The sequence below is a fragment of the Stappia sp. ABD4_338 genome (genome assembly GCF_056312175.1).
Genome location: NZ_CM149982.1, coordinates 3,584,942 through 3,603,205 on the forward strand (window position 1 = coordinate 3,584,942; position 18,264 = coordinate 3,603,205).

Annotated in this window: 14 protein-coding genes; 4 read left to right on the top strand and 10 right to left on the bottom strand. The window is 67.4% G+C overall.

Translation table 11 applies throughout. The features are described 5' to 3' along the window. Window positions 1-9: 9 nt before the first annotated feature. From ACYX4S_RS16105 to ACYX4S_RS16120, 4 genes are all read right to left on the bottom strand, one after another. Entirely contained in the window at window positions 10-891 is an 882-nt protein-coding gene (locus tag ACYX4S_RS16105; RefSeq protein WP_293719151.1) for a F0F1 ATP synthase subunit gamma, read from the bottom strand. 32 nt (window positions 892-923) lie between these two features. Then, entirely contained in the window at window positions 924-2,453 is a 1,530-nt protein-coding gene (gene atpA, locus ACYX4S_RS16110; protein WP_476360935.1) for a F0F1 ATP synthase subunit alpha, read from the bottom strand. Then, the gene (locus tag ACYX4S_RS16115) at window positions 2,453-3,013 is read right to left on the bottom strand and encodes a F0F1 ATP synthase subunit delta (RefSeq protein ID WP_422067651.1); all 561 of its coding nucleotides are present in this window, start codon (window positions 3,011-3,013) and stop codon (window positions 2,453-2,455) included. The genes atpA and ACYX4S_RS16115 overlap by 1 nt, the downstream gene beginning before the upstream one ends. Window positions 3,014-3,543: 530 nt before the next feature. Further along, window positions 3,544-5,784: a primosomal protein N' gene (locus ACYX4S_RS16120; protein WP_476360936.1), complete on the bottom strand. Its 2,241-nt coding sequence runs from the start codon at window positions 5,782-5,784 to the stop codon at window positions 3,544-3,546. Between the two features lie 203 nt (window positions 5,785-5,987). Between ACYX4S_RS16120 and fsa the strand changes: the two genes are divergently transcribed. From fsa to ACYX4S_RS16140, 4 genes are all read left to right on the top strand, one after another. After that, window positions 5,988-6,641, top strand: a complete 654-nt coding sequence (gene fsa, locus ACYX4S_RS16125; RefSeq protein ID WP_293719157.1) for a fructose-6-phosphate aldolase — start codon at window positions 5,988-5,990, stop codon at window positions 6,639-6,641. A gap of 1,247 nt (window positions 6,642-7,888) precedes the next feature. Then, entirely contained in the window at window positions 7,889-8,851 is a 963-nt protein-coding gene (locus tag ACYX4S_RS16130) for a tyrosine recombinase XerC (protein ID WP_476360937.1), read from the top strand. Between the two features lie 52 nt (window positions 8,852-8,903). Next, window positions 8,904-9,323, top strand: coding sequence for a hypothetical protein (locus ACYX4S_RS16135; protein WP_476360938.1), 420 nt, complete (start codon window positions 8,904-8,906; stop codon window positions 9,321-9,323). A gap of 184 nt (window positions 9,324-9,507) precedes the next feature. Then, window positions 9,508-9,732 carry a hypothetical protein gene (locus tag ACYX4S_RS16140; protein ID WP_476360939.1) on the top strand — a complete coding sequence of 75 codons (225 nt, stop codon included), beginning with the start codon at window positions 9,508-9,510 and terminating at the stop codon, window positions 9,730-9,732. A gap of 133 nt (window positions 9,733-9,865) precedes the next feature. Here ACYX4S_RS16140 and lpdA read toward each other — a convergent pair whose 3' ends face one another. The 6 genes from lpdA to ACYX4S_RS16170 form a co-directional block, all read right to left on the bottom strand. Beyond that, complete coding sequence (gene lpdA, locus ACYX4S_RS16145; protein WP_476360940.1) at window positions 9,866-11,275, bottom strand: dihydrolipoyl dehydrogenase; 1,410 nt, start codon at window positions 11,273-11,275, stop codon at window positions 9,866-9,868. A gap of 72 nt (window positions 11,276-11,347) precedes the next feature. Further along, entirely contained in the window at window positions 11,348-12,106 is a 759-nt protein-coding gene (locus tag ACYX4S_RS16150) for an SDR family oxidoreductase (protein ID WP_476360941.1), read from the bottom strand. Window positions 12,107-12,154: 48 nt separating this feature from the next. After that, entirely contained in the window at window positions 12,155-12,769 is a 615-nt protein-coding gene (locus ACYX4S_RS16155; protein ID WP_476360942.1) for a LysE family translocator, read from the bottom strand. A gap of 15 nt (window positions 12,770-12,784) precedes the next feature. Further along, window positions 12,785-13,351, bottom strand: a complete 567-nt coding sequence (locus ACYX4S_RS16160) for an HXXEE domain-containing protein (protein ID WP_476360943.1) — start codon at window positions 13,349-13,351, stop codon at window positions 12,785-12,787. Window positions 13,352-13,442: 91 nt separating this feature from the next. Next, window positions 13,443-14,984 carry a 2-oxoglutarate dehydrogenase complex dihydrolipoyllysine-residue succinyltransferase gene (gene odhB / locus ACYX4S_RS16165; RefSeq protein ID WP_476360944.1) on the bottom strand — a complete coding sequence of 514 codons (1,542 nt, stop codon included), beginning with the start codon at window positions 14,982-14,984 and terminating at the stop codon, window positions 13,443-13,445. A gap of 169 nt (window positions 14,985-15,153) precedes the next feature. Beyond that, window positions 15,154-18,138, bottom strand: coding sequence for a 2-oxoglutarate dehydrogenase E1 component (locus ACYX4S_RS16170; RefSeq protein WP_476360945.1), 2,985 nt, complete (start codon window positions 18,136-18,138; stop codon window positions 15,154-15,156). Window positions 18,139-18,264 lie beyond the last annotated feature (126 nt).

An 18,264-nucleotide genomic window follows, 5' to 3' on the forward strand; every position in this document is an offset into this window, starting at 1 on the left:
TCGATCCGGTCAGAGCGCTTCGGCGCCCGAAATGATTTCGATCAGCTCCTTGGTGATCTGGGCCTGACGCTGGCGGTTGTAGCTCAGTGTCAGCTTGTCGATCATTTCGCCGGCGTTGCGCGTCGCGTTGTCCATCGCGCTCATCCGTGCGCCCTGCTCGGACGCCGCGTTCTCCAGAAGACCCTTGAAGATCTGGACGGAGATGTTGCGCGGCAGCAGGTCCTCAAGGATTTCGGCCTCGCCCGGCTCGTACTCGTAGAGCGCGGGAGATCCCTCGTCGGAGGCAGCCGCCTCGTCGAAGACGACCGGGATGAGCTGCTGGGCCGTCGGCACCTGGCTGATCACGGAGTTGAAGCGCGCGAAGAACAGGGTGCAGACGTCGAACTCGCCCGCCCCGAACATCGTGCGCACGATGTCTCCGATCTCGTCGGCATTCTCGAACGCCACCCGCTTGACGTGACGCAGCTCGACCGTCTGGACGATCAGGCTGCCCATGTCGCGCTTCAGCAGGTCGAAGCCCTTCTTGCCGACGCACAGGATCTTCACCGTCTTGCCCTGCGCGATGAGCGAGCGTGCCCGCTCCCGCGCCAGCTTGACGATGGAGGAGTTGAAGCCGCCGCACAGGCCGCGATCCGCCGTGGCGACGACGAGCAGATGCACGTCGTCCTTGCCGGTTCCGGCGAACAGCACCGGTGCGTCGTCACGCCCCTCGAAGCCGCTGGCGATATTGGCAAGCACGGCTTCCATGCGCTCGGCATAGGGCCGCGCGGCCTCGGCCGCCTCCTGCGCGCGACGCAGCTTCGCCGCGGCCACCATCTGCATGGCCTTGGTGATCTTCTGCGTCGCCTTAACGGAGGCGATCCGGTTTCGTAAGTCCTTCAGGCTCGGCATGGCCGCCCCTTGTCCCTAGAGCCTCGGTCGCGTCAGGCGAAGTTCTTGGCGAACGCCTCGATGGCCGCCTTCAGGCGTCCCTCGAGATCGGCATCAAGCGCCTTCTTCTCCCAGATCGCGTCCAGGAGATCGGCATGCTCGCCGCGCAGGTTCAGCAGAAGGCCTTCCTCGAAGTCCTTCACCTTGTCGACCGGAAGCTTGTCCAGGTAGCCATTGACGCCGGCGTAGATGACGGCGACCTGCTCCTGGGTCTTCAGCGGCGAGAACTGGGCCTGCTTCAGCAGCTCGGTCAGACGCGCACCGCGGTTCAGCAGACGCTGGGTCGTGGCATCGAGGTCGGAACCGAACTGGGCGAAGGCCGCCATCTCGCGATACTGGGCCAGCTCGCCCTTGATCTTGCCGGCGACCTGCTTCATCGCCTTGATCTGGGCCGAGGAGCCGACGCGCGACACCGACAGACCGACGTTCACCGCCGGGCGGACGCCCTGGAAGAACAGATCCGTCTCAAGGAAGATCTGGCCGTCGGTGATCGAGATCACGTTGGTCGGAATGAAGGCCGACACGTCGTTACCCTGGGTCTCGATGACCGGAAGGGCGGTGAGCGAGCCGAGACCGTTGTCTTCGTTCAGCTTGGCGGAACGCTCCAGCAGACGCGAATGGAGATAGAACACGTCGCCCGGGAAAGCCTCACGCCCCGGCGGACGACGGAGCAGCAGCGACATCTGACGGTAGGCCACGGCCTGCTTGGTCAGATCGTCATAGCCGATCACCGCGTGCATGGAGTTGTCGCGGAAGAACTCGCCGATCGCGGTGCCGGAGAACGGCGCCAGGAACTGCAGCGGCGCCGGATCCGAGGCGGTCGCGGCGACGACCACGGAGTACTCGAGCGCGCCCGACTCCTCGAGCTGCTTCACGAACTGGGCAACGGTCGAACGCTTCTGGCCGACGGCGACGTAGATGCAATAGAGCTTCTCGCTCTCATTGTCCGTCGCGTGCATCGGCTTCTGGTTCAGGAACGTGTCCAGAATGATCGCGGTCTTGCCGGTCTGGCGGTCACCGATGACGAGCTCGCGCTGACCGCGGCCGATCGGGATGAGCGCGTCGATGGCCTTGAGGCCCGTCGACATCGGCTCGTGAACGCCCTTGCGCGGCAGAATGCCGGGGGCCTTGACGTCGACGCGGCGCATCTCGGCACCGTCGATCGGGCCCTTGCCGTCAAGCGGGTTGCCGAGCGGGTCGACGACGCGGCCGAGAAGGCCTTTGCCGACCGGGATCTCGACGATGGCGCCGGTCCGCTTGACCGTATCGCCTTCCTTGATGTCGCGGTCGGAGCCGAAGATCACGACGCCGACGTTGTCGGCCTCGAGGTTCAGCGCCATGCCCCGGATACCACCCGGGAACTCGACCATTTCGCCGGCCTGGACCTTGTCGAGACCATAGACGCGGGCGATGCCGTCACCGACCGAAAGCACATGACCGACTTCCGAAACTTCGGCTTCCTGACCGAAGTTCTTGATCTGGTCCTTGAGGATGGCGGAGATTTCCGCGGCCCGAATATCCATCAGCCGACCTCTTTCATAGCGATCTTGAGGGAATTGAGTTTTGTCTTGAGCGAAGTATCGATCATGCGGCTCCCGACCTTGACGACCAGGCCGCCGATCAGGGAAGGATCGACCTTCGCCGAAACCACAACCGACTTGCCGGTCGCCTCGTTGAGCGAGGTCGTCAGCGTGTCGAGCTGATCCTTTGAAAGCTCCGTCGCCGAGATCACGTCGGCCGGCAGCTCGCCGCGGCGCTCTGCGAGCGCGGCGCGGAAGGCGGCGATCATCGACGGTACCGCGAAGAGGCGGCGGTTGCGGGCGGCGAGCTTGATGAAGTTTCCGGCGAGCCCGGCGATGCCGGCCTTGTCCAGAATGGCGCCAAGCGCCTTCACCTGCTCGTCGGCGGAGAAGACCGGGCTCGTCACGAGACGGCGCAGGTCCTCGCTGTCCTGGAGCAGCTTCTCGAACGCCGTGAGCGCCGTCTCGACCTCCGCCACGGAGCCCTGCTCCTCTGACAAGTCGAGCAGTGCCGTCGCGTAACGGGAAGCCACACCTGAAATGAGAGTTACGTTGTCGGTCACAGGGTCCGTGCTCTCTGAGGCGGGTTTACGACCATGCGCCCGGCAGTGCCGTTCACAAGGTCTTGTTAAATCGACAGTTTCTTGCCCGGGGAAGACGCGTGCCCGCTCGTGCCCCGCAAAGCCGCGCTTCGATTAGCACAGGCTTCATGTGGGAGCAACATTGCGGGGCGACTCAATTGCGCCAAACAGGCGGAAAATGGCGTCATAACGGGGATAGTCCGAAGGCCGAGGGCGTTTCCGCGCTGCATCAAGGACGGCGCAAGTACCGGAAATCCGGCCAAAATTCGTCAATTTCGGGCAATTTCCGGCAATTCACTTCGAAATTTTGCGCCAATTTCGAGTCACGCCGCTGCAACGCAAAAACTTGACCCTTTCCCGCCCCGGAACCGCTTGTCCCCGTGTCCCACGCCCTTTTCGCGATGAGGCGGCAAAGGACCGGCGGCACAGTTGTCCCCGCCGACGCGGACAAGACACCGACTCGCCTGTCTCCCGCCCCGGCGACTCGCCCCTGCCTGCACCGGTCGGCCCGGCTACATGAAGCTTTGCGGATCGACATCGACCTGGACGCGCACCGACCCGGTCGGTTTCGGCGCCTTCGCCAGCCACGCCCGCAGGACCGCCTGCAGGTCGACCCCGCGCGGCGCCATGGCCAGCAGGCGGAACCGGTGGCGTCCGCGCACGACCGCCATGGCCGCCTCGGCGGGGCCAAGCACGGTGACGCCGGGCTCGTCGGGCGCCATGCGGGCCAGGCCGCGCGCATGGGCTTCCGCGGCCGCGCGCTCGACGGCGGAAACGATGATCGCCGCCAGACGTCCGAAGGGCGGCAGCCCGGCGGCGCGGCGCACCTCGATCTCGGCCGCGTAGAAGGCGCGGGAATCGCCCGACGCCAGCGCCCGGATCACGGGATGCTCCGGCGCATGGGTCTGGAGGAAGCCGCGTCCGCCGCCGCCGATGCGGCCCGCCCGCCCCGTCACCTGCGCCAGAAGCTGGTAGGTGCGCTCGGCCGCGCGCGGGTCGCCATTGGCAAGCCCCAGGTCGGCATCGACCACGCCGACGAGGCGCATCATCGGGAAATTGTGGCCCTTGGCGACGAGCTGGGTGCCGACCACGATGTCGGCGCCGCCCTCCTCGATCACCTTCATTTCCCGCTTCAGCCGCTCCGGCCCGCCCTGAACGTCGGAGGAGAGCACCAAGACCCGGGCCTGCGGAAAGAGGTCGATCACCTCCTCCGCGATGCGTTCGACGCCGGGGCCGCAGGCGACCAGCGACTGCGTGTCGCCGCAGGACGGGCAATGATCCGGCGCCGGCTCGCTGTGGCCGCAGTGATGACAGGCGAGCCGGCCACGGAAGCGGTGCTCGACCAGCCACGCGGAACAATTGGGGCACTGGAAGCGATGACCGCAGGAGCGGCACAGGGTCAGCGGCGCGTAGCCGCGACGGTTGAGGAACAGGAGCGACTGGCCGCCGCCGGCGAAGGTGTCGGCGATCGCCCGGCGCAGCAGGGGCGCGATCCAGCGACCGCGTTCCGGCCCGTCCTGACGCAGATCGATGACGGAGATCTCCGGCATGGGCGCGCCGGTGGCCCGCTCCGGTAGTTCGATCAGCCGGTAGCGCCCCGCCTCGGCGTTGACCCGGCTCTCGACCGAGGGCGTGGCCGAGGCGAGCACGACGGGAAAGCCCGAGAGATGGGCCCGAACCACGGCCATGTCGCGGGCGTTGTAGGGCACCCGGTCGTCCTGCTTGTAGGCCGTGTCGTGCTCCTCGTCGACGACGACCAGCCCAAGATCGGAGAAGGGCAGAAACAGCGCGGAGCGTGCCCCGACGACGACGCGCACCCGACCGTGGGCGACACCGCGCCAGACGTCGGCGCGCTGCTTCGGCGTGATCTGGGAATGCCATTCGGCGGGGCGTACGGCGAAACGGCGCTCGAACCGCGCGAGAAAGGCGTCGGTCAGCGCGATCTCGGGAATCAGCACCAGCGCCTGGCGTCCCTGGCGGATCGCCTCGGCGACGGCCTCGAAATAGACCTCCGTCTTGCCGGAGCCGGTGACACCGTCGATGAGAAACGTGGCAAAGCCCTTGCCGATGCCCGCGACGAGCGTTTCGGCCGCCGCCGTCTGGGCTGGGGTCAGCGCCGTCGGCGCGTAGTCGGGATCGGGTTCCGGCGGCGCGCTCGAGCGGCGCATCTCCACGACCTCGAGCGTGCCATGGGAAATCAGCCCGTCAACGACCGAGGGACTGACGCCGGCCGCATGGGCCAGGCCGCTCTTCGACCAGGCCATGCCGTCCTCCAGCGTTTCGAGAACGCGCTTGCGGGCCGGGGTCAGGCGTTCGGGAACCGACGCCGCCTCGACCCGGCGCACACCCGGCACCGGCGCCTCTGGCTCCAGCGCGGCTTCCGAGCGCAGGATCATGCGCAACACCATGCCGTGGGCGGCGAGCGTCCAGGACGCAACCCACTCGACAAGCGCGCGCAGGTCGGCCGCGAGCGGCGGTACGTCGTCATAGACGGCGAGAACGTCCTTGATCCGCGAGGGCGCGAGGCCGCCCGGGCCCCCTTCGAGGGCCCAGACCGCGCCGATCACCTCGCGCGAGCCGAGCGGGACCCGCACGATCGATCCCGGCACGACGCTCATGCCGACGGGAACCCGGTAGGTGTAGGCGGTGCCGATCGCCACCGGCAGCAGCACGCGCGCGAGAACGGCGCCGCCCGCGGTGTCCGGCGCGCCGAAAAGGTCGTCTGGAAGGCTTGGAACGCGGCGCGAGGTCATGGCTGCTTGCTTGCGGTCCTTAAGCTCGGGTCAAAAGGCGCTCCCGCACGGGTGGCGAGAGCCGATTGCCCCGGCGTGTGTGCGAATCGGGGGTGTCGCGGGCCGCCATCCTACGATAAGGAGACGGGCGCGGGCGATCCCGCCCGCCACGGGGCGTGCATACCGCATCCGTCCCCTTTCGCCACAGGGAGCCTTGCCGCGCCATGAAATTTTTCGTCGACACCGCCGACACCAACGAGATCCGCGAACTCGCCGAGACCGGCCTGCTCGACGGCGTGACCACCAACCCGTCGCTGATCCTCAAGGCCGGCCGGCCCATGGCCGAGGTGATCGCCGAGATCTGCGAGATGGTGGACGGCCCGGTCTCCGCCGAGGTGACCGCCACCGAGGCCGACGCCATGATCGCCGAGGGCACGAAGCTTGCCGCCATCGCCGACAACATCGCCATCAAGCTTCCGCTGACGCTCGACGGCCTCAAGGCCTGCCGCGTGCTCAGCGACGAGGGCCACATGGTCAACGTCACGCTGTGTTTCTCGGCCAATCAGGCGCTACTGGCCGCCAAGGCCGGCGCAAGCTTCATCTCGCCATTCATCGGCCGTCTCGACGACATCAACATCGACGGGCTCGACCTGATCCGCGAGATCCGCGTGATCTACGACAACTACGGTTTCGAGACCGAGATCCTGGCCGCCTCGATCCGCAGCGCCAATCACGTCAAGGATTGCGCCCTGATCGGCGCCGACGTCGCCACGGTGCCGCCGGCGGTGCTCAAGGGTCTCGTCAAGCATCCGCTCACCGACAAGGGGCTGGAGCAGTTCCTCGCCGACTGGCAGAAGACCGGCCAAAGCATCCTGTAAGGACGGCCGCCGCCCGGGCGGCACGGCCTCGCACGACATCGAACGGGCCGGCGGGAAACCTCCGGCCCTTTTTCATGAGGCCGGGATGACGGCGGAGAGAGGTGCAAGCGTCTACCGCTTCCTCGGCTGTCATCCCGGTTCCGGCACAGCCGGAGACCGGGATCCAGTAGCCTCCGCCGGGTGCGAGAAGCATCTCCGGCGAGCCACACGACCTTGCCAGTTTACTGGATCCCTGCCTTTGCAGGGATGACAAGGAGGGCGGGGCTGGCGGTGTGGCGAGCCGAGACGATGCGGGCCTCCTTCGGCGTCACCCCGGACGCAACGCAGCGGAGATCCGGGGCCCAATCCACGCATCCACATATGCGGCCGGCGCGGTGGCGTCCCGCCGTCGCCGCAATCGCCGCGTCCTTCCCACGCCGGCCGGGGTTGCCAATGGGCCCCGGGTCGCGGGCGTACCGCCCTTGCCCGGGGTGACGCCGGAGGGAACGAGGCGACGCTGGAGAGAAAGCTGGCAGAAGGACGTGCCAAGGTGGTGCGACCTTCCTCTGCCATCCCCCTTTCCGCAAGCGCCAGTCAGGGGCAATGTCTCGCCTCCCCACAAACGTCACCCCGGACGAGGCCCGCAGGGGCGAAGATCCGGGGCCCAATCCACGCGTCCTCATGCAAGGCCGGCGCGGTGGCGTCCCGCCGTCACGGCAATCGCCGCGTCCTTCCCACGCCGGCCGGGGGTGCCAATGGGCCCCGGGTCGCGGGCGTGCCGCCCTTGCCCGGGGTGACGCCGGAGAGAGGTGCAAGCGTCCATCGCTTCCTCGGCTGTCATCCCGGTTCCGGCACAGCCGGAGACCGGGATCCAGTAGACTCCGCCAGGTGCGAGAAGCATCTCCGGCGAGCCACACGACCTTGCCGGCTTACTGGATCCCTGCCTTCGCAGGGATGACAAGGAGGGCTGGGCTGGCGGTGTGGCGAGCCGAGACGATGCGGCCTCCTTCGGCGTCACCCCGGACGCAGCGCAGCGGAGATCCGGGGCCCAATCCACGCATCCACATACGCGGCCGGCGCGTTGGCGCCCCGCCGTCGCGGCAATCGCCACGCTCTTCCCACACCGGCCGGGGGTGCCAATGGGCCCCGGGTCGCGGGCGTGCCGCCCTTGCCCGGGGTGACGCCGGAGAGCGAGACTATGGCGCGCGCGGACGGGATCGCCCGAGCGCTTCTCCTCCGTTCCCGCGCCCGGTGCTAGACTGTCCGCCATGACGCAAGGCGATTCGCTTCTCGTGTCGGCGAAGCCCGACCTCAACGCGGCGATCGGCGACTGGCTCGACCATCTGGGCTCGGAACGCCGGCTCGCCGACAAGACGCTCGTCGCCTATGAACGCGACCTGCGCCAGTTCCTGCGCTTTCTCACCATGCACCAGGGCGGCCCGCCCGGCATCGCCGACCTGGGTGACCTGAAGCCGGCCGACTTTCGCGGCTTTCTGGCCAGCCGCCGACAGCAGGGCGTGGGCAGCCGCTCGCTCGGGCGCGGGCTTGCCGGCATCCGTTCCTTCCTGCGGTTTCTGGAGCGGCGCGGCGAGATCAATGCCGCGGCAAGCACCAGTGTGCGTCCGCCCCGGCAGGGGCGCTCGCTGCCCAAACCGGTCTCGGCGGGCGATGCGCTTGCCGTCACCGATGCCGGCAACGGACTGGACGGCGAGCCCTGGATCGCGGCGCGCAACGCCGCCGTGCTGACTCTCCTTTACGGCTGCGGACTCCGCCTGTCGGAGGCGCTGGCGCTGACCGGGCGCAACGCCCCCCGCGCCGGCACGAAAACGCTCAGGGTCACCGGCAAGGGCGGGCGCACGCGCATCGTGCCCGTGCTGCCCGTGGTCTGCGAGGCGGTGGAGGCCTACCTGAAGCTCTGCCCCTATGTGCCGGAACCGGAGGGGCCGCTGTTTCTCGGTGCACGCGGAGGACCGCTGAACCCGCGTCTGGTGCAAAAGGCGATGGCGACCTTCCGCTCCGCGCTCGGACTTCCCGACAGCGCCACGCCCCATGCCCTTCGCCATTCCTTCGCCACCCACCTTCTGGCGGGAGGCGGCGACCTGCGCACGATCCAGGAGCTGCTTGGACACGCGAGCCTTTCCACCACACAGGTCTACACACAGGTGGATGCCGCGCGGCTGCTCGACACTTTCGACCGGGCGCACCCGCGCGGACGCGACCACAGTGGCTAGGGTGTGGCGATTTTCCTTGCCGGCAACACGGCGTTGCAGGAGACTCGTCCCCATGCGCAAGCTGATTCCGCTTTCGGCGGTTCTCGCCCTCGCCCTTCTCGCCTCGGCTTCGTTTCCGGCGGCGGCTGCGGATGAGCGTTGCCAGGTGCCCGAGGCGGGCCGCTGGATCAACCGCAACGCGGACTATCAGGAAATCCGCATCCTCGAAATCGAGAGCCACTGTCGCGGCAAGCAGATCGTCATGCGGATGCGGGCGTTTACCCGGTGTTCGCCGCGCGACTGCAAATGGGGCTGGACCGATGCCTGGCGCAACGCCAGCGGCCGGGTCGAGGCAAGCTTTCCCGGCCTCTTCGGCGCCCGCGAAATCCAGGTGATCACCATGGAAAAGCGCATCGAGGCGCTGGTGACCTACCGGCCGCACGACCGCTCCAATGCCGCCGAGTTCCACGCCGCCATCATGGTGCGCGACTGACCGACGATCTGCACAGGAAACAGGCGCGCATAAAAATGCGCCACACCCTCTGGCCGAAACGGTGAAGTCGCGCTATTCTTTCCCCTGCGGAAGGCGTTCCGGCATCGTGGACACATGCCGGAAGCTCGCGATGACGCACATGACGGAGATACGGGACGGACCGACAGCCAGAGAGGAGAGGATCATGCGTATTCTTGCAGGACTGACGGCAGCGGCGGCCTTTGTCGCGCTTTCCGGGGTGCCGGCGATCGCCGACTGTAGCTGGGGCAAGGTGGCCCAGTCCAAGGCGCGGACCAGCGTGGCCAGCAGCGAGGAAACGCGCTCCACTGCCGTTGCGACCAACGACCTCTCCCTGGAAACGATCCGCGCGGCGGAAGACGCGCGCAAGGTGAAGCCCGACGCCGAATAGGCCGCCACGGCCGGCACGAAGCCGGGCGGTCGATTGACCGGATAACGAAAAGAGGCCGGAAGCAGAACGCCCGCCCCGGGGAACCGGAGCGGGCGTTCTGTCATCTCGCGATCGCGCCCGCGTCGCGCCGGTCCTACGAGTGGATCGGCTTGGCGAAGGCCGCCATGGCTGCTTCCTTGACGGCCTCGCTCATGGTCGGATGCGCATGGCAGGTGCGCGCCAGATCCTCCGACGCGCCGCCGAACTCCATCAGCACCGCTGCCTCGTGAATCATCTCGCCGGCACCGTGACCGAGGATATGAACGCCGAGCACCCGGTCGGTCTGCGCGTCGGCCAGCACCTTCACGAAACCGTCGGTGTGGCCCATCGCCTTGGCGCGGCCGTTGGCCATGAACGAGAACTTGCCGACCTTGTAGTCGACGCCCTCGGCCTTCAGCGCCTCCTCGGTCTTGCCGACCTCCGCCACTTCCGGCGAGGTGTAGACCACGCCCGGAATGACGCCGTAGTTCACGTGGCCCGCCTGGCCGGCGAGGATCTCGGCGACCGCGACGCCCTCGTCCTCGGCCTTGTGCGCGAGCATCGGCCCGGCGATCACGTCGCCGATGGCGTAGATGCCGGCGACATTGGTCTGGTAGTGACCGTCGGTCTTCACCCGGCCGCGCTCGTCGAGTTCGACACCGATCTCGTCGAGGCCCAGACCCTCGGTGACCGGCCGGCGGCCGATGGCGACCAGCACAACGTCGGCCTCGATGGTCTCGGCAGCCGCCTCGCCGCCGGCGGCCGGCTCCAAGGTGACCGCGACCTGCTTGCCCGAGGTGTCGACGCCGGTGACCTTGGTCGACAGGTGGAAGGTCATGCCCTGCTTCTTCAGCATCCGCTGGAAGGACTTGGAAACCTCGCCGTCCATGGGGCCGAGGATCTTGTCCATGAACTCGACCACCGTCACCTCCGCGCCGAGACGGCGCCAGACGGAACCGAGCTCGAGGCCGATGACGCCGGCGCCGATGACGACGACCTTGCCCGGAACCTTGTCCAGCGCCAGCGCGCCGGTGGAGGAGACCACGCGCTTCTCGTCGATCTCGATGCCCGGCAGGCGGACCACGTCGGACCCGGTGGCGATGACGATCGACTTCGCCTCGACCTCCTGCTTCGACCCGTCGGCGGCGGTGACCTCGACCTTGCCGGCCGAGACGATGCGCCCGACGCCGTCGAAGGCGGTGACCTTGTTCTTCTTGAACAGGAACTCGATGCCGGAGACGTTGCCTTCGACGACCTTGTCCTTGAAGGCCATCATCGCCTTGAGATCGAGCTTCGGCTTGCCGACCTTGATGCCCATGCCCTCGAAGGAGTGTCCCGCTTCCTCGAACTGCTCAGACGCGTGCAGCAGCGCCTTGGAGGGAATGCAGCCGACGTTCAGGCAGGTGCCGCCATGGGCGCCACGTTTCTCGACGACGGCGACCTTCAGCCCGAGCTGGGCCGCCTTGATGGCACAGACGTATCCGCCAGGGCCGGTGCCGATGACGACGAGATCAAACTGGGACATTGCTTTCGCCTTTTTCCTGCTGGCAAGGGCGGACAGGGCCGCCGTGTTCATGTGGTTCGCGGTGTCGGCGCCTCAGGGCACGATGGCCCTTGCACCCGACACGTCGAGGATGGCGCCGGAGGTGTAGCTCGCCGCGTCGGACAGAAGCCACGCGATGGCCTCGGCGCATTCCTCCGCCGTTCCCGCCCGCCCCATGGGCAGGTCGGACGCCATGCGCGCCGCGCGGTCGGGGTCGCCACCCGAGGCGTGGATTTCCGTCTCGATGATGCCCGGGCGCACGGCATTCACGCGGATGCCCTCGCGCGCGACCTCCTTGGCGAGCCCCACGGTGAAGGTATCGACCGCCCCCTTGGCGGCGGCATAGTCGATGTATTGCGACGGTGACCCGAGCTTGGCGGAGGCGGACGACAGGTTGACGATCGCGCCTCCCTTGCCGCCCCGCGCGGTGGACATGCGCTTCACCGCCTCGCGGGCGCAGACCATCGTGCCAAGCACGTTGACGTCGAAGATGCGCCGGAAGCGCTCGAAGGACATGTCGGTGAGCGGTGCGGCGACATCCACCACGCCGGCGTTGTTGACGAGACCCGTCAGCCGGCCGAGCCTGTCGGCCTCGGCGAAGGTCTTCAGGCAGTCCGCCTCGCTTGCCACATCGGCCTGCAGGGCAACCGCCCGACCGCCACGCGCCTCGATCCCGGCGACGACCTCGTCGGCGCGTACCGGGCTGGACACATAGGTCAGCAGCACGGTGGTGCCGGGCGCGGCCAGGCGCAGAGCCGCCGCGGCGCCGATGCCCCGGCTTCCCCCCGTCACGATCACAACACTCTCGCTCATCGGATCCCCTGTTCGTTTGTCTGGACGGCCGCCGCGCTCAAGCCCCTCCTAGCGCTCCGCGAGCGCCAGACGCAGACCGAAGCCGGCAAAGGCGACGGCAACCGTACGTCCTAACCAGGCCATCGCGCGGCGGCTCGACAGGAGCCGGGCCCCGACCGCCGCCGCGAACAGACCGTAGACGATGAAAACCACCAGCGTCAGCCCCATGAAGACGCCGCCCAGGCCAAGCACCTGCAGCGTGACAGAACCGGCCTGCGGACTGACGAACTGCGGCAGGAAGGCCAGGAAGAACAGCGAAAGCTTCGGGTTCAGCACGTTGATGAGGAACCCGTTGCGCGCGACCGCGAGGAGGTTGGCCGGGCCGGCGGACTTCCGGTCGAAGTCAAGCGGGCCGCCCTGACGCAGCGCCTGCCAGGCAAGATAGAAAAGATAGGCGGCGCCCGCGTATTTCAGGATCTGGAAGGCAAGCGCGCTCGCATGAAGCAGGGCCGCCAGACCGAATATCGCGGCAAGCAGCGCGGGCACGATGCCGAAGGTACAGCCCACGGCCGCCGCGATGCCCGGAACCCGTCCGCGCGCGAGGGCGGTCGCCACCGTGTAGACCACGCCGGTTCCAGGCGCGAGCACCACCACAAGGGCGGTCAGAAGAAATTCCGGACCCATCTGCATTTCCTCTCCTCAGGCGCGCGCCAGCCTGCGGCGCACGTTGACCACGATCGCCACGTGCAGCACGACGACGGCGGCAAGCGAAACGGTGTGGGCGGCAGGCGTCGCCCCGGGCCCGATCTCGGCGAGCCCCCAGACGCCGAGCGGCAGGAACAGGACCAGCGCCGTCCAGAGACCCGGATTGACGCGCCGCATGACGAGCGCCTGCACGAGATGCAGGACCGCGTTGACGAGAACCAGATAGATCCCGACCAGCCCCCAGTCCGGCGCGACGGCCCGCATCAGCCAGAGCGTCACGACCATGACGCCCCAGACGCCGAAAACGTTGATCACGAAAACATCGCGCACGCTCAGGGCCTCGCGCCCGCCGCCGATGGTGGCATTGACGAAGAGACGGAACCGGTCGCCGTCGTGTTCCTCGAGCTGATGCAGCATGTAGACGGGCAGGACGAGCCAGACCAGACGCTCTCCAAGCGGCCATCCGGCTGTCAGAAGCGGGGAAAGCACCAGAAGGCAGACGCCGACAAGCGCACCGCCGTAAACCCAGTTCGCCTGCAAGCGACTGACGGTCGCCTTCATACCCGCCTCCCCCAGGGTGTGGACAGGATCGTGTCCGCGGGACAGGCTCCGGGCGGGACCGCCGCCCGGAGCGCACATTCGTTAGCCGTCTTCAGAGATCGAGAACGAGACGCTGCACGTCCTCGAGGCTCTCCTTGACGCGGACAAGGAAGGTCACGGCCTCCTTGCCGTCGACGATGCGGTGATCGTAGCTGAGCGCCAGATACATCATCGGGCGGGCAACGATCTGGCCGTTCACCACCATCGGGCGTTCCTGGATCTTGTGCATGCCCAGGATGCCGGACTGCGGTGCGTTCAGGATCGGCGAGGACATCAGCGACCCGTAGACGCCACCGTTGGAGATGGTGAAGGTGCCGCCCTGCATGTCGTTCATGCCGAGCTTGCCGTCACGCGCCTTGCGGCCCAGGTTGGCGATTTCCTTCTCGATCTCGGCGATCGACATCTGGTCGGCATCGCGCACCACCGGCACGACGAGGCCACGGTCGGTGCCGACCGCGACGCCGATGTGGCAGAAGTTCTTGTAGATGACGTCCGTGCCGTCGATCTCCGCGTTGACCGCCGGGATCTCCTTCAGCGCATGGCAGACCGCCTTGGTGAAGAAGCCCATGAAGCCAAGCTTCACGCCGTGCTTCTTCTCGAAGAGATCCTTGTAGGACTTCCTGAGCTCCATGACCGGGCCCATGTCCACCTCGTTGTAGGTGGTCAGCATGGCGGCGGTGTTCTGGGCGTCCTTGAGACGGCGTGCGATGGTCTGGCGCAGCTTGGTCATGCGCACGCGCTCCTCGCGCGCGGCATCCTCGGCCACCGACGGGGCGCGGGCGGCTGCCGGCGCGGGTGCCGTGGAGGAGGTCTGGGCGATGGACGCAGCGGCAGCGGCGATCACGTCGCCCTTGAGCACCTGGCCGCGCTTGCCCGATCCCTCAACCGATCCGGCATCCATGCCCTTCTCGGCCAGCATCTTGGAGGCGGAAGGCGCCGGCGGCATGTCCGACCCGGAAGCGGCCGGAGCCTTCCCGTCCTCGGCCTTCGGCGCCGAGGCGACCGGAGCGGAGGCAGCCCCCGCGCCAACGGCGATGCGCGCCAGAAGCTGGCCCGGCGTCACGGTGGTGCCGGTCTCGACCGCGACCTCGACGATCTTGCCTGCGGTCGGGGAGGGAACCTCCTGCGCGGCCTTGTCTGTCTCCAGCTCGACGAGAATGTCGTCGGCCTTCACGGTGTCGCCGACCTTGACGAACCATTCGCCGACATCCGCCTCGGTGACGCTTTCGCCAGCCGAGGGAACGACAACGTCAACGGTCTCGGTCTTGCCGCCGCCCTTGGCCTCGGCCTTCTCTTCGGTCTTCGCGGAGGACTTCTCGGCAGGCTTTGCGGCCGCGGCGGGCTTGGCCGCGCCGGCGCCTTCCTCGATCTGCCCGAGAAGCGCGCCGACCTCGACGGTGTCGCCTTCCTTGACGAGGATCTCGCCAAGCGTGCCGGACGCGGGCGCCGGCACTTCCACCGTCACCTTGTCCGTCTCCAGCTCGACGATGGGCTCGTCGGCGTTGATCGCATCGCCGGGCTTCTTGAACCACTGCGCGATGGTGGCCTCGGTCACGGATTCGCCCAGCGTGGGAACTCGAATTTCGGTCGCCATGATCTCAATCTCTTTCATCCGGTGGCGGCGCGCGGAAGGAACCGGTCCTTGCGCCAAGCGACGGGCCTGCCGGCGCCCGTCGGATCCCGTGGTCCATGAAGCGGCCACGGGCGAAAAGGGGTCAGACACGTGACGGCGCACGCCGGGGTCTCCGGCGCGCGCCATGCGACTAGTCGGCGAAGGCCTCGTCCAGGAACGCCTGGAGCTGGGCCTGGTGCTTGGACATCAGACCCGTGGCGGTCGCCGCCGAAGCGGCGCGGCCCACGTAGCGCGGCCGCTGGTTGGTGGCCTCGATCTGCTGCAGCACCCACTCGAGATAGGTCTGGACGAAGAACCAGGAGCCCATGTTCTTGGGCTCTTCCTGGCACCACACGAAGTCCGCGCCCTTGAAGCGGGCCAGCTCGTTCACCAGCGCCTTGGTCGGGAACGGATAGAGCTGCTCGACGCGAAGCAGGTAGACATCGTTGATGCCCCGCTTCTCGCGCTCCTCGAACAGGTCGTAGTAGACCTTGCCCGAGCACAGCACGACGCGGCGGATCTTGTCGTCCGCGGCCAGCTCGATCTCGCTCATGCCCGGAAGCTGGGCATCGTCCCACAGGATGCGGTGGAAGCTCGTGTCCTCGCCGAACTCGTCCAGCCGGCTGACGGCGCGCTTGTGGCGCAGCAGCGACTTCGGCGTCATCAGGATCAGCGGCTTGCGGAAGTCGCGCTTCAACTGACGACGCAGGATGTGGAAGTAGTTCGCCGGCGTGGTGCAGTTCGCGACCTGCATGTTGTCTTCGGCGCACATCTGCAGGAACCGCTCGAGACGGGCGGAGGAGTGCTCCGGCCCTTGCCCCTCGTAGCCGTGCGGAAGCAGGCAGACGAGGCCCGACATGCGCAGCCACTTGCGCTCGCCCGACGACAGGAACTGGTCGAAGACCACCTGCGCGCCGTTGGCGAAGTCGCCGAACTGGGCTTCCCAGAGCGTCAGCGCGTTGGGCTCGGTCAGCGTGTAGCCGTACTCGAAGCCAAGCACCGCTTCCTCGGAGAGCATCGAGTTGATGACCTCGTAGCGCCCCTGGGTCTCGCTCAGGTGATTGAGCGGGATGTAGCGGTTCTCGTCCTCCTGGTCGTAGAGAACGGAGTGGCGCTGCGAGAAGGTGCCGCGCTCGCAGTCCTGGCCCGACAGGCGGACCGGATGACCGTCGACCATCAGCGACCCGAAGGCCATGGCCTCGGCGGTGGCCCAGTCGAAGCCCTCGCCGGTGTCGAACATCTTCTTGCGGTTGTCGAGGAAGCGGCGGATCGTGCGGTGGGCGTTGAAGCCCTCCGGAACGCTCGTCAGCTTCGCGCCGATATCCTTCAGCGTGTCGACGGGAACGCCGGTCTGACCGCGACGGGGATCCTCGAGATCCTTCGCCTGCTTCATGCCCGCCCACTTGCCGTCGAGCCAGTCGGCCTTGTTCGGCTTGTAGGCCTGGCCGGCCTCGAACTCACGGTCGAGGTCGGCGCGCCGTTCGGCGCGCATGGCCTCGAGTTCCTCCGCCGTGATGACGTTCTCGGCGATCAGCTTGTCGGCGTAGATCTGCAGCGTCGTCGAATGCTGGCGGATCTTGCGGTACATGATCGGCTGGGTGAACGCCGGCTCGTCGGACTCGTTGTGGCCGAAACGGCGGTAGCAGATCATGTCGATCACGACCGGCTTGCCGAAGAGCTGACGGAACTCGGTCGCCACCTTGGCGGCATAGACCACCGCTTCCGGATCGTCGCCGTTCACGTGGAAGATCGGCGCCTCGATCATCTTCGCCACATCGGAGGGATACGGCGAGGACCGCGAGAAGCGCGGGTTCGTCGTGAAGCCGATCTGGTTGTTGATGATGAAGTGGACCGAACCGCCGGTACGATGGCCGCGCAGGGACGACAGGCCGAGACACTCGGCAACGACGCCCTGGCCCGCGAAGGCCGCATCGCCGTGCAGAAGCAGCGGCAGCACGGTCGAACGGTCGACCTCCGTGGTCTCCACGAAGCGTCCGTCGACAGCCGAGAGCTGGTCCTGCTTGGCGCGTGCCTTGCCGAGCACCACCGGATCGACGATCTCGAGGTGCGACGGGTTGGCGGTCAGCGACAGATGCACCCTGTTGCCGTCGAACTCGCGGTCCGAGGAGGCGCCGAGGTGGTATTTCACGTCGCCGGAGCCCTCCACGTCGTCAGGGGCGAAGGAGCCGCCCTTGAACTCGTGGAAGATCGCGCGCAGCGGCTTGCCCAGCACCTGGGCGAGCACGTTGAGGCGGCCGCGATGGGCCATGCCGAACACGATTTCCTTCACGCCGAGCGCGCCACCGCGCTTGATGATCTGCTCGAGCGCGGGCAGCAGCGCCTCGCCGCCGTCGAGACCGAAGCGCTTGGTGCCGGTGTACTTGACGTCAAGGAACTTCTCGAAGCCCTCGGCCTCGAGCAGCTTGTTCAGGATCGCCTTCTTGCCCTTGGGCGTGAACTCGATCTCCTTGTCCGGTCCCTCGATGCGCTCCTGGATCCAGGACTTCTCGGCCGGATTGGAGATGTGCATGAACTCGACGCCCAGCGTCGAGCAATAGGTCCGCTTGAGGATGTCGAGCATCTCGCGAATGGTCGCGAACTCGAGGCCCAGAACGTGATCGATGAAGATCTTGCGGTCCCAGTCGGCTTCCGTGAAGCCGTAGGACGAGGGATGCAGCTCCTCGTGATCCTCCTGCACCTTGAGCTTGAGAGGATCGAGGTCCGCATGCAGGTGGCCGCGCATGCGGTAGGCGCGGATCATCATCAGCGCCCGCACGGAATCGCGCGTCTGCTGCTGGACGGCCGCGTCCGTCAGCGGTTCGCCGCGGGTCTCCGCCCGGGCCTTGATCTTGTCGCCGAGCGCCTTTTCCGCCGGCGCCCAGTTGCCGTCGAGCGCGTTGACGAGATCGCCGTTGGCGGCGATCGGCCAGTCCGGACGCTTCCAGGATGCGCCGCGCGCCTCCTTCAGCACATCCGCGGTCTCGTCCGCCAGATTGGAGAAGAAGTCACGCCAGGATTCATCCAGGGAGCCCGGATCCTCCTTGTAGCGCGCATAGAGATCTTCGATATAGGCCGCGTTGCCGCCGTACAAAAACGACGTCATCGCGAAAACGTTGTTCGCGTCCTGCCGAGCCATCACCATAGCGGGGTCGCCCCCGCCCGCCTTGCTGTGGGGAGCCCTTTCACGCAGCGCCCCTGTCAAACGGATGTGGGACAGAACCGCGCGATGCGTGCCCCGCGCGGCTCCTCATTCATCGGTACA